The 14,916-nt window shown below is 58.8% G+C and carries 11 protein-coding genes; 3 read left to right on the plus strand and 8 right to left on the minus strand.

The genetic code is table 11. The annotated features are described in order from the left end of the window. Positions 1-83: 83 nt before the first annotated feature. From H559_RS20940 to H559_RS22855, 6 genes are all read right to left on the minus strand, one after another. Positions 84-5,804, minus strand: a complete 5,721-nt coding sequence (locus H559_RS20940; protein ID WP_051279700.1) for a hybrid sensor histidine kinase/response regulator — start codon at positions 5,802-5,804, stop codon at positions 84-86. Between the two features lie 76 nt (positions 5,805-5,880). Next, positions 5,881-8,067 carry a methyl-accepting chemotaxis protein gene (locus tag H559_RS0116700; protein ID WP_245579394.1) on the minus strand — a complete coding sequence of 729 codons (2,187 nt, stop codon included), beginning with the start codon at positions 8,065-8,067 and terminating at the stop codon, positions 5,881-5,883. 45 nt (positions 8,068-8,112) lie between these two features. Then, a complete protein-coding gene (locus H559_RS0116705) occupies positions 8,113-8,628 on the minus strand; it encodes a chemotaxis protein CheW (protein WP_028453614.1) in 516 nt (171 codons plus the stop codon). A gap of 34 nt (positions 8,629-8,662) precedes the next feature. Beyond that, the gene (locus tag H559_RS0116710; protein ID WP_028453615.1) at positions 8,663-9,025 is read right to left on the minus strand and encodes a response regulator; all 363 of its coding nucleotides are present in this window, start codon (positions 9,023-9,025) and stop codon (positions 8,663-8,665) included. Positions 9,026-9,052: 27 nt separating this feature from the next. Then, the gene (pilG, locus tag H559_RS0116715) at positions 9,053-9,436 is read right to left on the minus strand and encodes a twitching motility response regulator PilG (protein ID WP_028453616.1); all 384 of its coding nucleotides are present in this window, start codon (positions 9,434-9,436) and stop codon (positions 9,053-9,055) included. A gap of 240 nt (positions 9,437-9,676) precedes the next feature. Next, positions 9,677-9,916 (minus strand): hypothetical protein, encoded by a 240-nt coding sequence (locus H559_RS22855; RefSeq protein ID WP_155845470.1) that lies wholly within the window; start codon positions 9,914-9,916, stop codon positions 9,677-9,679. A 127-nt stretch (positions 9,917-10,043) separates the two neighbouring features. Here H559_RS22855 and H559_RS0116720 point away from each other — a divergent pair, with 127 nt between their 5' ends. From H559_RS0116720 to H559_RS0116730, 3 genes are all read left to right on the plus strand, one after another. Continuing rightward, positions 10,044-10,583 (plus strand): pilin, encoded by a 540-nt coding sequence (locus H559_RS0116720; RefSeq protein ID WP_028453617.1) that lies wholly within the window; start codon positions 10,044-10,046, stop codon positions 10,581-10,583. An 86-nt stretch (positions 10,584-10,669) separates the two neighbouring features. Next, positions 10,670-11,212, plus strand: a complete 543-nt coding sequence (locus H559_RS0116725) for a pilin (protein ID WP_034641853.1) — start codon at positions 10,670-10,672, stop codon at positions 11,210-11,212. Between the two features lie 193 nt (positions 11,213-11,405). Beyond that, complete coding sequence (locus H559_RS0116730) at positions 11,406-12,143, plus strand: hypothetical protein (RefSeq protein ID WP_034641857.1); 738 nt, start codon at positions 11,406-11,408, stop codon at positions 12,141-12,143. 22 nt (positions 12,144-12,165) lie between these two features. Here H559_RS0116730 and H559_RS20945 read toward each other — a convergent pair whose 3' ends face one another. Then, positions 12,166-13,848 (minus strand): response regulator, encoded by a 1,683-nt coding sequence (locus tag H559_RS20945; RefSeq protein WP_051279702.1) that lies wholly within the window; start codon positions 13,846-13,848, stop codon positions 12,166-12,168. An 85-nt stretch (positions 13,849-13,933) separates the two neighbouring features. Then, a complete protein-coding gene (locus tag H559_RS0116740; protein WP_028453620.1) occupies positions 13,934-14,758 on the minus strand; it encodes an undecaprenyl-diphosphate phosphatase in 825 nt (274 codons plus the stop codon). Positions 14,759-14,916 lie beyond the last annotated feature (158 nt).

The following is a 14,916-nucleotide window of genomic DNA, read 5'->3' on the forward strand; positions in this document are numbered from 1 at the left end:
CTGCAGAAGCAGCACAGCCTTCCGATTGAAAAACAAACAGGCCCGCTTGCGCGGGCCTGTTTGTTTGAGCACCATGTTCCGGCTTACTGGCCGGCAAAGTGCCGGATGTGCCCCAGCAGCTCGTCTTCCTGATACGGCTTGCCGAGGAAAACATTTACTCCCAGCTCGAAAGCATAGTTCTTGTGCTTGTCGGCGGTACGCGAGGTAATCATGATGATCGGAATCGCGCGGGTGCCCTCATCGGCGCGGATATTCCGCGTCAGTTCGAAGCCATCCATGCGCGGCATTTCGATATCCACCAGCATCACCGCCGGCTTCACATCATGCAGCTGCTGCAGGGCATCGACGCCATCCTTGGCGGTGACGACCTGATAACCTTCTCGGGCCAGCAGACGACTGGTGATCTTGCGTACCGTCAGCGAATCGTCCACCACCATCACCACCGGTGCCACGGTAAGCTGCTCGGCGGCGCTCGCCACTGCCTTGCCACCTTCCTGCACGTGTACCTGCTGCTGGCTGGCGGCATGGCTGAGCTGCGTTGCCATGGCCTGCAGCACCAGCGGGTTCATGATCAGCACGATCTCGCCAGTACCCAGTACCGTCGCGCCAACCACACCCGGCACACGTGCCAGCTGCGGGCCGATCGGCTTCACCACGACTTCCTGGTTCTTCACCAGTTCATCCAGATGCAGCGCGATGCGGTCAGAGCCGGAGCGCAGCAACAATACTGTGTTGTAACGCTTCTGGTCCGGTAGTGTCGTGCTGTCGCCCAGGAGGCGCGGCAGATAGGCAAAGCGGTAACGGTGACCCAGCCATTCCTGCTCGCGGGTGTCGTACAGGCGCTGCAGTGCTTCCTGCTTCACTTCCTGTACCTGCTCGACCATCACCGACGGAATGGCGATCAGGCGCTCGCCGGCTTTCACCAGCAGGACCTGCGTCACGGCCAGCGTCAGCGGCAGATGGATGGTGAAGGTCGAGCCCGCACCAGCCTCGGTACTCACATCGACCTTGCCGCCGAGGTTGGAAATTTCGTTCTTCACCACGTCCATGCCGATGCCGCGGCCGGACAGCTGCGTCACCTGGCTGGCCGTCGAGAAGCCCGGCTCGAAAATCAGCTGGCAGAGATCCTGCTGCGACAACTGCTGATCAGCCGTGATCAGCCCCTTCTCGATCGCCTTGGCGCGGATGCGCTCCAGATTCAGGCCCTGGCCATCATCTCTGAGTTGCAGTACCAGTTCGTTACCTTCCTGGCGCACTTCGATCTGGATTTCACCGAACTCGGGCTTGCCGGCCGCCAGCCGCGCCTCGGGCGCTTCCAGTCCGTGATCGACTGCGTTGCGGAGCATGTGCTCGAAGGGCGGAATCATTTTTTCCAGCACGCCGCGGTCAATGTCGACACGGGCGCCTTTCAGCTCCAAGTTGACCTTCTTGCCGGTTTCCTTGCCGGCCTGGCGCGTCAGGCGGTACAGACGGTCGGAGACACTGCCGAAGGGCACCATGCGCACGCGCATCAGGCTCTGCTGCAGCTCCTTGGTCATGCGCGACTGCGCAAGCAGCGCGGCACTGGATTCATCCAGGTTCTTCAACAGGTTGTGCTGCACGGTCGCCACGTCGTTCACGCTTTCGGCCATGAAACGGGTGATTTCCTGCAGGCGGGTGAAACGGTCGAACTCCAGCGGATCGAAATCGCTGTCGGTGTCCTGCAGCTCGCGGTTACGCGCCTGCATCTGCGATTCGGCCTGGATTTCCAGCTCGCGCAGCTGATTGCGCAGACGCGAGACGTTTTCGGTCAGATCCATCAGCGAGGCTTTCAGCGCCAGCATTTCTGCTTCGATACGCGAACGCGAAATCGCAACTTCACCAGCCTGGTTGACCAGCTGGTCAACCAGCTCGGACTTCACGCGGATCGACGTCTTGCTGTCGGTTTCGGCGGCGGCAAGCAGCTGGCGCGGTACATCGCGGGCTGGCGCTGCGGTGATCTCCGGTGCGGCGACGGCGGCAGAACCAGCCTGTTCCGCAGCAGCGGCAGGCGCGCTGTCGGAACGACCACTCAGCTCATCGTACAGCGATTGCATCAGATCGTATTCGGCATCCAGCCCCGCCAGAAGTGTCGGGCTGATGGCAGAGCCAGCGTCGATGATGCGGGATTCCATGTGGTGGGCGACTTCGCCCATGCGCATGGCACCCGACATCCGCGCGCTGCCCTTGATCGTGTGCAGCGTGCGCTTCATTCCCTTGAAGAGCTCGACCGCATCGGCGTCATCGCTGGCCAGCTCGCGCAACTGGCGAGACAGCTGCGGCAGCAGTTCGTCGGCTTCTTCGATGAAAATCGGCAGGAGCTGATCGTCGATATCATCAGCCAGCGCCGGATCGATTTCGACATGAACGTCATGCCGCGGCGCGTCCTGCGCCAGCAATTCGGGCACCGCCGCACCAGCGACAACCGCATATTCGACATCCGGCAAGCCGGCAAGCAGTTGCTCGGGGCTAACGGAATCCGCTTCCTGCGCAACGTGGCTAGCCACGCTGATCTGCTCATCGGCCGGCTCGAACATGCCCGGCATCGGCAATTCGGCTTCGGCTTCGGCTTCGGCAACAGTGTCCTGCCCGGTAAGCAACTCGGGCAAGTCTTCCGCAACAGTCAGCGTCAACTCGTCCTGCAGGTCGCTCATCAGCGGCAAGTCTGGCAATACACTTTCATGGATATCGCTAGAGCCCAATTCCTGCAAGGGTTGCAACTCAATACCCTGCAACAGCGCCTCATCGGCCAGATCGAGCGTCACCCCGGAATCGGCAGGAATATCCAGCGTAACCAGATCATCAAGATCCAGAGATGGCAGGGCCTCGAGATCGGGCAGTTCAAGCTCTGGAGCGGCATGGGTGGCGATGTCATCCCCCAGATCCAGTACCAGATCCAGCGGTTCAGCGAAGAGTTCTTCGGGAGCAGCCTGCTGGGGCGGCTCATCTTCCTGCGGGATGGCTGGTGCGAGCAGCTCCACTGCGGAATCGTCAGCGGTTGCCGTCAGTTCGATTGCGGCTGGCGCGGCAACGGCGAGCTCGACCTGAGCGGTCACAACTTCCTCCGGAAGGGCTGGCTGCTCTTCTTCGAGCAGGACAGGAATATCGAGCTCGATGGTCTCTGCAGCAGCTTCCTCTTCGCGGGGGCGCATCGCTTCAAGGCGGGCGACCCATTGCGGCGCCCCCTGCGGTTCGCGCAGTGCGAAAATGTCATCCAGCATGCCACTCAGCAGGGCAACGGCATCGACAAAGACCGGCACATGATCAGCGGCCTCGCGCCCCAGTTGCTGCAGCGCATGCTCAAGGGCATACGCGAGTTCGCCCTGGGCGCGGAATCCGGTAGTCGAAACGATGCCACCCAGCGTGTGCGCGGAAAGGACGAAATCCTCTTCGACAATACCGCGCTCGGCCAGAACCGAGACGCCATGCTGCAGCGTAGCCAGGCGGCCGGCTGCTTCATCACGGAATATGTCAAACAGCGTACTAGATACGGTCACGTTGCCAATATGCAGCTCATCAGCAATGCTGACGCTCAGCTCGGCAGGCTCGGGCGCGACTTCGTCGATTTCGTCCGATTCGGCGGGAGCCTCAAGGCTGCGTCTGACCTGCTCGGCTTTTTCGTCAATCGCGCTGGCTTCGACTGCTGCCACGCCCGACGCCTGCAGCTGCGCCACCCATTCGCCAAACGCGGCATGGGACATGGCAATCAGTTCGAACAGGCCGCGCGATGCCGGACGCTCGGCCTGCAGCCATTTGTTGAGAACCTGCTCGATCACCCAGGCCACTTCACCCAGCTGATTGAGACCAACCATGCGCCCGCTGCCCTTGAGGGTATGGTAGCCACGGCGGATGACGGTCAGCGCTTCACGGTCATGCGGAGCGGCACGACATTGCTCAAGATGGCTGTCGATGGTGGCCAGCACCTCGACGGCTTCTTCCAGATAGACCTCCAGAAGCTCGGCATCGACCGCCACTTCGGAGACCGGCAATGGACGAGCTGGTGCCGGAACCTCAGGCTCGGCAACGGGGACCGCTGGCGCCGCCGGCACTGCGCCGGCAGGCATCAGATGCTCGGGAACCTGCTCCTGTTCCAGCGCGGTGGCCAGCTCATCGGTAGCCGGCGCGGCGACATCATTCTGCCCCTTGAGCTTGGCAAGCAAAGGCTGCAGCAGTGCCTCCTGATCGCGGCTTTGCTCGAGGTCGTCCACAAAAAATCCCAGCGCGGACAAGGCTTCCGCCAACTGCTCCAGCTCGCCTTGCTCGCTCGGCAGTCTGCCATGCGCATAGTCATTGATACGCAGACGGCATTCTTCCAGCAGGCTCACCGCGAGCGGGCGCTCCAGCATCAGTAGTGCCCCCTGCACCTGCCGCAGCATGGGTTCGGCCTTGTGCAGGTCCTCGGTCTGCTCGGGACTGCGGAAGAATGCATCCAGCACTTCTTCCAGATCATGCAGGTTCGTGCGCATTTCATGCGCCAGTTGCGCCAGCAGCAATCGTTCCTGGGCGGCCTGGCTGATGGCATCCAGATGCGGCACATCGCCAGCATGTCCCGGATTGACCAGACGGCCCAGCAAGGTATCCACCTGAAGTTCGAAATCTTCGGCCTGTTGCGGGAAGGCGGCCAGCGCATGATCGGCCAGCAGCAGGCCGGTCGCGAATTCCAGCGCAAAGGCCTCGGTCAGACCGTCACCAACCTGCGCCAGGGATTCGGCCATGCCGGAACAGAGGCGGTCAAGCTCGGCAACGCCCAAGCCAGCAACACGGCCGGAAATATCCGACATCTGCTGGGTCAGCGCCGGCAGACGCTCGCGCTGGCCTGCGGCCAGCCTGGACCAGCCATCCTTCAGGTGAGCCAGCTCTTCCCGCAGGCGGCGTGCATCACGCAAAGCCAGCTGTGCGGCCTCGGACATGTCGCTATCCGCGCCCGGCAACAGGCTGGCAAGCTCGAAAGCGGCCACAAGACGACGGGCCAGTGTGCTATCGGTCTCCAGATGCGCCAGCACATACAGCATGTCGCGGAAAAGCCGTTCGGCAACACGGTTTGAGCCGTCAGCCAGACGGCGAAGTTGCAGATTCAAGCGCAGCAGCAACTGCCGTGGCGGCAGGTCAATCGCAGCAATGTTTCTGCTGTTTTCCAGCGCGTCCAGCAACGCGGTCGCCGTCCACCAGAAAGCACGGGGGACCGCCGATGTTTGCGCCTTGGCCAGATCAGCCAGGGCGCCCGCCATCAGGGGAGCGACACGGGGCTGGCCCTTCAGCAGACGCAGCAAACCGCTCTCGAATAGAGCCCGGCGCTGACGCACGAAACCGGCCCATTCGGCCTCACTTACCGGTCGCTTGGGCAAACCTTCCGGCAGTTCGAGCATCAGCTGGGGATGGAACAGCTCGGCACCGGTTGCAGCTCCGCCACGCGCCGCAGCCAGTTGCACGAAGGTCGGGAGCAAAGCCAGGGGCACATTCGGCATTCCTGCCGCAATACGCTCCAGATACTGAGCCATTTCATGCAAGGCTTGCTCGAGAACGGCCGGCACATCAACTTCAGGCTGAGCCTCGAGGAACTGGATCAGTTGCTCCGCTTCCTCGCAGAAACGGGCAAGGCCGGTCAGTTCGACCAGTTCAAGGGCGCCATACGCCTGGTGCAGATGCGTGCGGGCATGCCGCAGGGAGGCCGTGTCGCCACTGGTGGCAGCCTGAGCCAGAGCCTCGCGGGTGCGCTGCAGGGCACTGTCGATTTCGCCCTTTACCCAGATCAGCGAGCCTTTATCAAATTCGGTATGAATGCTCATGGGAGAAACCCGTAGCAGAGGCAGCCCCGGTCAGAAAACCCGGGCCTGCACAGTGATAACAGCGACCAGCCGGCGATCAGGACAGCTTGAAGCCCGATACCGAAGACTTCAATTCGGCAGCCAGAGTCGAAATACGGCCAACCGAATCCGCAGATTGCTTGGTACCCGTTGTGGTTTGCTGAGTAATGGCAAGAATGTCGCGCATCGCTTCGGTCACGCGTCCGGCCAGAGTAGTCTGCGCCTCGGTTTCCTTCGCGATGGTTTCAATCAGACGGGCCAGTTCTTGCGATACGCGACCGATTTCGGTCAGCGCGGTACCAGCTGCATCAGACAGTTTGGCGCCTTCCACTACACCCTGTGTGGAGAGCTCCATCGCCGCAACCGCATCATGCGTATCGGTCTGAATCGTCTTCACAATCGCGCCGATCTGCTTGGTCGCTTCGGCCGAGCGTTCGGCCAGTCGCTGCACTTCTTCAGCAACCACCGAGAAGCCACGGCCGGCCTCACCCGCTGCTGCAGCCTGGATCGCCGCGTTCAGCGCCAGAACGTTGGTCTGTTCGGTAATGTCGGAGATCAGCTCTACGATTTCACCAATTTCCTGCGAGGATTCACCCAGACGCTTGATGCGCTTCGCGGTTTCCTGAATCTGCTCGCGAATTTCGCCCATGCCCTTGATCTGGTTATTTACCGCATCGGCACCTTGCCCTGCGGCCTCCAGCGAGGATTGCGCCACCTTGGCAGATTGTGCGGCGTTCACCGATACGCCCTGGATGGAGCGCGCCATCCGGTCAACGTTGCTGGAAGTCTGCTCGATTTCATGAGATTGGCGCTCCGCAGCAGCAATCAGCTCGTCGGAAATCGCCTGGGCCTGGGCGGCAGTAGTGTTTACCTGTTCGGTGGCGCGGTTAATCCCGCCAATCAGCGTTCGCAGCTCTTCAATGGTGTAGTTGATCGAGTCGGCAATCGCGCCAGTCAGGTCTTCAGTTACCGATGCGCGCACAGTCAGGTCACCATCAGCCAGATCGGACATTTCGTTCAGCAGCCGCAAAATCGCGTCCTGATTCTTGCGGTTTTCCGCTTCCGAGTTCATGCGGCGGCGAACCGACTCCTGGTTGAACACGCGGATCAGCAGGTAGAGCGAGCCGATGGCCAGCACGGCAAATACAACCTCAAGCACCGAAGTAACCAGATTGCCGGTCTTGTTCTCGTATCCTTCTGCGAGTGACTTGGTATCGGTCAGCAGCACTTCGGAATTCTGCACGATGCTCTGGTTGGCCTTGCGGGTATCAACCAGCGGCTGCATGTTTTTCGAGAACGAGGTTACAACCTGTTCGAAATCGGCAAAGGAAGTCTTGATCGCGTTCAGATCGGCAACCAGACCGGAGGATGGCACCGGGCGCAGACCGAGTTCGGCACTACCCTGCAGGAAGCCTTCGACGATGTCCTTGAAGGTCGCTACATCCTTGCCCAGCAGGAATACGACGTCAGGGTTGATCAGTTCGCTGGCCAGCGTCGCATTGGCGTTTTTCGCCATGCGTTGCGACAGCGTAGCCAGCTGGCTGGCCGCTTCGAGTTCGCGCGGAGTAGCGCCGTTCTCGGCCAGCGAGCCACTGAATTGCTGGATTTGTTCCAAAAGGTTCGAGTCATTGGCGTTAATGCCCGATACGGCCTTGCCCACGGCCTCCAGCGATTTCTGCTGCTTCAGGATCGTTTCGACGTTCGGACGGGGCGGCTGGGCATCGGGGCGGAAATAAGTGGACCAAGTCTTGTTGATCTTGTCCAGGTCATCGCTGACGCCCATGCTCATTGAGAAGAAGCCGCGGCTGTCCTGCAGCTCGGTCAGGTTCTGGTTGAACTTTTCGTACGAATCCTTGAGAACGGGGAAGGCCGCCGGAAGCCCCTGCACGGATTGTGTTGATGCACGCGCAATCCGCTGCGAAAGCATCTGCATTTCGGTGGCAATCGAGCGGCGCTCGGCATTACGGTTGGAGGCCTGGAAGGACAGCAAGGCCAGAATGACGAATGCCAGACCCGCAACCAGCATCACCAGCAGCAGCAAGGCCATCTGCTGACGGGCAGTCCAGTGGCCGATAAATGGCAAAGGTTTCAGCAGCTTTGTTTCATCGGCATCGGGAACGCGGATGCGATCCAGAATCCATGTGGTTTTCAGCGGGTCAAACCCTTTTTTCTCTGCCGCCGGTTTTTCGGGACTGTCCTTGCCAGCCCCGGAAAACAGGCTGCGGATGCGCTCCATCATTGCCATGCTACCTTCTCCTCCCGTCGCCAGTGCGCGCGGTACATTGCTTTGTTATGCGATACCAACCTGTAAGAAAGCCGGTGAACTTGCCAGTTGCTCAACCTTGAGCGTACGCCAGACCGCTCCTGCTGCATCCCGATACAGCTCCCCCTGCCAGGCAGCAGCAGGCTCTTCAACTGGCTCCACCGTCAAATCTGCCAAGTGCTTCAGGCCCAGCATTCTGCTGACCAGAATTGCCGCATGCGGCAAGAGCCTGGGCTGAATGAGCAGCAGCCGGCTGGCCGGAGTCTGGTTAAGCGGGGACTCGCCAAAAAAAGCCGCCGCATCGGTCACGCTGACCAGATTGCCGCGAATATTGGCCACGCCACGAAACCAGCCATGCGCCAGCGGAACGCCAGCGATAGCAGGCACCGGCATCACTTCGGCAACGTCGGCCAGATCTACCAGCCAGTTGTTTCCGCCAATCTGGACGCCAAGCCTGGCATCGACCTGTGCAACGGCGGCCGCACTTTGCAGACGGGCGACCACGCCCTCCTGGTACTCCCGCAAGCTAACCCGCTTTGCCATGCTCAACCTCCGGTCAGGAAAGTGACGTAAATGGTCACAGCTTGCCGATCTTGGTCAGCAATTCCTGTGGGTCAACCGGTTTGACCACGTACTCGGTAGCTCCCTGCCGGCGCGCCCAGACCATATCGGTTTCCTGGTTCTTGGATGTACACATGATGATCGGGATATGCTTGGTTGCTTCATCCTTGCTGATCGTGCGGGTTGCCTGGAAGCCATTCATGCCCGGCATGACAACATCCATGAGGATCAGGTCCGGCAGCAATTCCTTGGTTTTGGCCACAGCTTCCTCACCCGACTCCAGCGCAATGACCTGAAAGCCGTTCTTGGTCAGCAATTCGCCAAGGAAATGGCGCTCGGTCGGGGAATCATCGACGATCAGGATTTTTTTGATTGGCATGATTGATTACTTTCTGGAAATTGAAAATTAGCGTTGCTGCACGTGGGCACCCACGGCAGCCAGTAAACTGTCTTTGGTAAAGGGCTTGGTCAGATACTCGTCCGAGCCGACCATGCGTCCGCGCGCACGATCAAACAGCCCGTCCTTGCTGGACAGCATGATGACCGGAGTCGCCTTGAAACGGGGATTTTTCTTGATGAGTGAACAGGTCTGGTAACCATCCAGCCTCGGCATCATCACATCGACGAAGATCAGGTCAGGATGATGATCGGCGATTTTTGCAAGCGCATCAAAACCGTCCTCGGCCAGAATCACATCGCATCCGGCTTGCCCCAGAAAAATCTCGGCGCTGCGGCGTATGGTATTACTGTCGTCGATGACCATGACTTTGACACCAGCAAGTTCGGACATCCGGCTAACTCCATCTATTAAAAGGTCGTCACACAGCGAACAGCTAGTCAAAAAACACCGTTGAAATGGATCGATCGCATGCGCTTGCTGATCATAGCCGCTTCAAAAGCCCCCCCACAAGCACCCAGCGCGTTTTAAGATCTTACTTTTATGCGGACGCAACACATTCGCACATCAGCACAGCAGTGGCAATTTGCGACATCCGGTACATCACTTGATTAGCAGTAAGCCGCGTCATGATTAGACAGCCACTTCATCAAAGAACAATTTGTCATTCCCGCGCAAGTGGGAATCTATCTGCGATGGCCTGTTCGAGTAGCGTTCTGGACGCTGGCCTTCGCCGGCATGACGACTTGTTGCGCCGGCCACCCAATCAGGAGCCGCATTGCGGCAACCGACATGACCAAAAACGTCACACCAGCCAGAAATAAACAGCTTGGCCGGTAAACCCCATCCATGCAACGCATGCATAATATCCATCCCGAAGAACCACCAAGGGATTGAACTAAACCAAAATCAGCACTAGGCGGACATGACTTGGCACGCCATTTGCTTCCCAGTTCACCAAGCAAGATCACTTGCCTGATCACCCTCAAGGAGAATCACCATGAAAAAGATGCAACAAGGTTTTACACTGATCGAACTGATGATCGTTGTCGCGATTATCGGTATTCTGGCTGCTGTCGCACTGCCGGCCTATCAGGACTACACCATCCGGACCCGTATTACTGAAGGCTTGAACCTCGCTGGCGGCGCAAAGGCCATGATCAATGAAGTAGCGACTCAAAATGACTTGGATGTTGCGGCTGCCACATGGAATGCACAGCAGAATAATCTTGGAGCCACATCCAAATATGTCGCTTCTACACTGATTACTGACACTACAGGCGTAATCACCATTACTTATGACAGAACTACTGTTGGTGCGGGTGGCGCAGCCAACCCCACGCTGACTTTGAAGCCGTTTGTAAAAACTAACGCAACCACATTCCAAGCCTTGGAGGCAGCAATCGCCGCAGGTAACACCGGACCTATTGATTGGGCATGCGCTTCTGCCACTAACGCCACAGCAACTGCACGCGGCATGGATGCAGGAATTGTTCCAGGGACATTGGCAGCCAAATATGCGCCGGCCGAATGCCGCTAAGCAGTACCGTCTGACCAACGTCTGATACATAAGTACTATAAAAATAGGGAAGGCTTATGCCTTCCCTATTTTTTTCGGAGAACGCCATGCTTATCTCCCGCACATTGCAGCAAGGCTTCACCCTGATCGAGTTGATGATGGTGGTTGCCATCATTGGCATCCTCGCCAGCGCAGCTCTACCCGCCTATCAGGATTACATCGTGCGCGCAAGAATCAGTGAGGGACTCATACAGGCCACCGAAGCCCGTTTGGCAGTCAATGAAGCTGCGTCACTGATGGATCTGCTGACCATCGCCAACACATGGAACGCCCGGCAGACCAATACGGGGAGCACATCAAAATATGTGGATACCGTGCTCATCCACACAGGAAATGGTGAAATCCTCATCACTTATCACGCAGCCACTGTCGGCCTGCCTGGAACTTCAAATACATTGCGGCTGAAACCCTATATCCGCACCGCTGCCGGTTTTATACCGCTGGATACCGCCATGAACAACGGGCAGACCGGCAGCATTGACTGGGCCTGCGCGTCAGCCAGTCACCTGCTTGCCAGCGCGCGCGGCATGGCGACCAGCCTTACCCCCGCCACACTACCCGCCCGTTACACTCCGGCCGAATGCCGCTGACCATACGCACCGCAAAGCTGCGTAACTAGAGTGGATCGCTTCGCTTGTCTGCACCGCAGATCTGTCAATTACTTATACGAAGCGCACCGTTCGTACTAACGTCGCAGTCCAAACCTACATATCTGCGAAGGTCTTATCAGTGCAATAATTCCATGCGTTACAATTGATCCGCCATTTTCCTCGTCACGGCATCATGAAAAAACGTCTGTACTTTGCCGCCCGCTATGCAGCCGGGCATCTGCTAGTTTCCCTGCTGATCGCGGGTCTTGCCGCAGCGCTGGTTTTTCTGCTGTGGTATCCATCTCCAATGGCCGCATTGCTCAATGTCGCTCATATTTACAGCATCCTGCTGGTGGTGGATGCCTGTTGCGGCCCATTGCTTACACTGATTCTGGCTGCGCCTGGCAAGCCGCGCCGAGAATTGATTTCGGACTTGAGCTTGGTCGGGCTGATCCAACTGGCGGCACTTGGCTATGGCCTCTATACCCTGGAAACCGCCCGACCGGTGGCCTTGGTCTTCGAACAGGATCGCCTCGTCATCGTCGCCAAAAATGAGCTCTACACCGGCGACTGCAAAGACATGTGCCCGCCAGCACCCGGGCTTTGGGGTACAAGCTGGCATATTGCCAACACAAAAACCAGCCTCGATAGCATTGATTTGTCACTGCAGGGCGTATCACCGGCCATGCGTCCGGTGACATGGCAGAAGTGGGACTGGAAATCTCCGGCGATTCAAATCCGCCTGCAAGGTCTGTCGGCACTATCCAAGCCAAGTCATGACAAATTGCTCGCCTTGAAAGGCGCCACTTATGCCAGCCGGCAAGACCTCTATTATCTCCCTTTAGTCTCTTCAAAAACGCTGGACTGGATTGCCGTTTTTGATAAACAAGGTCGCTGGCTGGATTCTCTGCCGGTTGACGGCTTTCATTAATCTAATCTCACCGAGAGTAAAATCAAGATCCCACGCCGTATTTCTTCCTGGTTTTCCGGCAAATTTCCGCCAGCTGCAACCCTCGCCCATGCGCAGGGTTCAGCTGACGCACCTTCTCCAGCAACTGCTCGGCCCGCTCCATATAACTGACATGCCAGCCATTCTGGTTCACATAGGCCAGCAGCGCGTTAATGGCGTTGAATAGCACTTGGAGGTTGGCCGGCATATCGCTCACCGCACGCAGGAACAACTCAGCGGCAGCGGCCAGGTCGCCAGCCTGGGCAAGCTGGACAGCTTCATTATTCAGACCGACGATATTGGACGTAACGGCTTCGATCAGGTCATCCGCTTCGTTTTCGCGCCCTGCCGCCTGATACAGCGCCTTCACCTGTCCGGCTAGCCCCAGATCATCATGATGGTTGCGTAGCAATTGCTGCATCAGCACTGTAGCGGCACCTTCTTGCTTCATGGCAAAGCAGCTGCGGGCAATACACATCCCCAGCGCGGCTGCAGGCGGTTCATCCAAGGCATTCAGAGCGGCAAGCGCTGCGGAAATTTTCTTTTCTGCTGCGGCATGATCGCCCTGCCGGCGCAGGATATCGGCCTCCTGCAGTTCTGCCATGATGCCCACCTGCGGTTGACGGAACTGCTTGCGAACCTCCGCCAGAATTTTCCTCGCCTCGCCGATTTCACCCTGCCCAATCAGCACCTCGGCCAGCCGCCCGTGATCAGCGGGGTCGCGCCAGAACGAATAGCGCGACAAGGCAACAGTCTCCTGCAGCGCCACTTGTGCCGTCGCCAGATCACCACTGCGCCATGCCACATCGCCCAGCTCGCGTTGACGCGCCACGACATAGGGCGAGCGCTGCACGGCCTGATCAAGGGTTCCACGCGCACCAGCGAGGTCACCCTGCGCCTGCTTCACCCTGGCCAGCCAGTCGTAGGCATCCAGAACCAGTTCATGCTCGCTAATCACGCCCTGGAACAATTGTCCGGCCTCATCCAGCTTGCGCAGCTCGAATAATGACTTGCCTAGCGCCATCTTCGCCCAGGGAACATCCTGCCGGGTCAGCAGGGTGCGGCACAAATCCCGTACACCGGCCCAGTCGGAAATCCGCAGCATCAGGTGCGTCTTCATGCGCACGAATTCCAGCATGTCCGGGCCGCCAAGCTTGATTTCCTGGTTGCACAGGCGGATTGCATATAGAAAGTCATGCCTGAGGATGGCACTGTCGATCGGCTGGAAACGGCGCTTGCGGTGCAAGGCACGCTGCAGGCGGGCGAAGAGCGCATCGCCAGTAAAGGGCTTGAGCACGATGGCGTCAGGCACCAGCTCTGCGGCCCCCAGTACTTTCTGGGCGCGCCGCTCGCCGGTAATGATCAGAAACGCACACGACGCTTTCAGCATTTCGTGCCGGCGCAGTTCATCGAACAGGAATAAGCCATCAAAGCCGTGCCCGAGATCATATTCGCACAGAATCACGTCATATTCGGTGCGCTTGATCAGCGCCAGTGCATCGCTGGAACGGCTGGCATGCTCGAGCTGGCGCACGCCGAACTGCCCCAGCGTCATCCCCATGGTGGTGCGCATGTCGGCAACCGGGTCGATCACCAGAAATTTCAGCGCAGCCAGATCATCCGGATCACCGACTGCGGCATCCAGATAGGGTGGCGAGGAAAACGAATAGGGGCGCACGGTATTCATGACTGCAGTGTAGCGTGCGCTCCCATGCAGGCAAACCGTTACGCCGGTCGCAGTGGCAAAGCGCCACAGGCGCCGGGCCTCGGGATCAGATGCTCCAGTTCACAAGACCGGAATAAGCGGTGACCAGTACGATCAGGCCGAAAGCGATCCGGTACCAGGCAAACGCGATGAAGGTATGCGTGGACACAAAGCGGATCAGCGCCCGGATGGCCAGAAAAGCAAATACGAAGGAGGCAACAAAGCCAACGGCAAAAACCGGAACGTCGCCGGCATCCAGCACATGACGGTGCTTGTAGAGGCTATAGAGCGAGGCCGCGCCCAGTGTCGGCACGCCCAGGAAGAAGGAAAACTCGGTTGCGGCCTTGCGCGACAAGCCGAGGAACAAGCCACCGATGATGGTCGCCCCCGAGCGGCTGGTGCCCGGAATCAGCGCCAGACACTGGGCAAGGCCAACCTTGAGCGCGTCCATGAGACTCAAGTCATCGACCGTCTCCACTTTCACCTGATGCTGCCGCTTCTCGGCCCACAGAATGACCAGCCCGCCCACGATGAAGGCCAGTGCCACCGGCACCGGCTTGAAGAGGTGCATCTTGATCGCCTCGGAAAACAGCTTGCCGAGAATTGCCGCCGGGATAAAGGCAATCAGCACGCCCAAAAGCAGATTGCGTTCGCTGCCCGCGTGACGGGCGCCGCTCAGCGTTGTAGCGATCTTGCGGCGGTATTCCCAGACCACCGCCAGCATGGCGCCGAGCTGGATGAAAATCTCGAATACATCGCGTTTTTCCTTGCTCAAGAAACCCAGCAGATCACCGGTAAGAATCAGGTGGCCGGTACTCGAAATCGGAAGGAATTCGGTAATCCCTTCGACAATCCCCATGACCAGGGCCTTGAACAGCAGTACGAATTCCATGAACGACACTCGCTTAGGCAGTTTAGCGCGCGATTATACGCAGCCCATCCCGTTTGGGGGCAAGCAGCCTGGCAAGGAGCCATGAACGATAATTAAGCATGGCGTGGGAACCATCGGCGGTGAGGCCTGTCATACGGGAGGTATGGAGCAGCGTGCTG

This window comes from Chitinilyticum aquatile DSM 21506 (genome assembly GCF_000430805.1).
In the GTDB taxonomy this organism is placed as follows: Bacteria; Pseudomonadota; Gammaproteobacteria; order Burkholderiales; family Chitinibacteraceae; genus Chitinilyticum; species Chitinilyticum aquatile.